We start from the raw sequence: 1215 nt of genomic DNA on the forward strand, positions 1-1215 counted from the left end.
CCTGCGTGCGCGTATTTTAGCTTGATACGACGGCCACGAACCATTGGCGGTTGGTGATCATCAGTCGCCATCTTCATGATACGAGTCAAAACAGAGGTACCAACACGTGTCGTTGCCGACTTGTACGCTTCTTGGATAGACTCAAACAAGTGACCAACACCAGTACCGTGCAGTGCAGAAATAAAGTGAATGCGAGCAAAGTCAACGAAACCTAGGCGGCGGTCTAGCTCTTTCTTCACGTTCTCTTTTACTTCGTTATCTAGACCATCCCACTTGTTTACCGCTAATACGATTGAACGACCGGCGTTCAATGCAAAACCTAGCAGGCTCAAGTCTTGGTCAGAGATGTTTTCACGCGCGTCGATAACCAATAGCACTACGTTTGCGTCTTCAACGGCTTTCAACGTTTTAACAACAGAGAATTTCTCAACCGTTTCGTTAATACGACCACGACGACGTACACCCGCAGTATCAATGATTACATACTCACGGCCATCACGTTCCATAGGAATGTAGATTGAGTCACGAGTTGTGCCTGGCATGTCGTATACCACAACACGTTCTTCACCAAGAATACGGTTGGTTAACGTCGACTTACCAACGTTTGGACGACCAATGATTGCCAGTTTGATTGGCTGTTCTTGTAGACGTTGGAACTCCGCTTCCGCTTCTTCTTCGGTGTATTCGTCTGGTGCAATGTCAGCGTCTTCAAATTCTGTCAGATCTTCAATCTCACCTTCTTCTGATTCACTTGTTAGTAAATCATCAAAGAATGGAGCTAGCGCACGCTCAAGCAATGCTGTAACACCACGACCGTGTGCAGCCGCGATTTGGTACATGTCATCAACACCAAGCTGCCAGAAATCAGCACACGCAGCGTCAGCATCAATACCATCAATTTTGTTTACCACCAGCATCGCTGGTTTTTCAATTTTACGCAGATGCGCCGCAATCGCTTCATCAGCAGATGTAAGACCAGCACGACCGTCAACAAGGAATAGCACGACGTCAGCTTCATCAATCGCTGCTAGCGACTGCTCTGCCATTTTGGTTTCCACGCCTTCTTCTGTGCCATCAATACCGCCAGTATCAATGACAATGAATTCGTGCTCTTCATCAAGACGAGCTTGGCCGTATTTACGGTCTCGCGTTAGGCCTGGAAAGTCCGCAACCAACGCGTCACGTGTGCGTGTCAATCGGTTAAATAGTGTAGAT

At 47.5% G+C, this 1215-nt stretch carries 1 protein-coding gene; it reads right to left on the reverse strand.

Going from position 1 to position 1215, the window contains the following annotated elements:
* The coding region (gene der / locus R7Q11_RS24850) for a ribosome biogenesis GTPase Der (protein ID WP_225466841.1) at positions 1–1215 on the reverse strand (1215 nt) is incomplete at both ends.

Source organism: Vibrio sp. 970 (genome assembly GCF_033339075.1).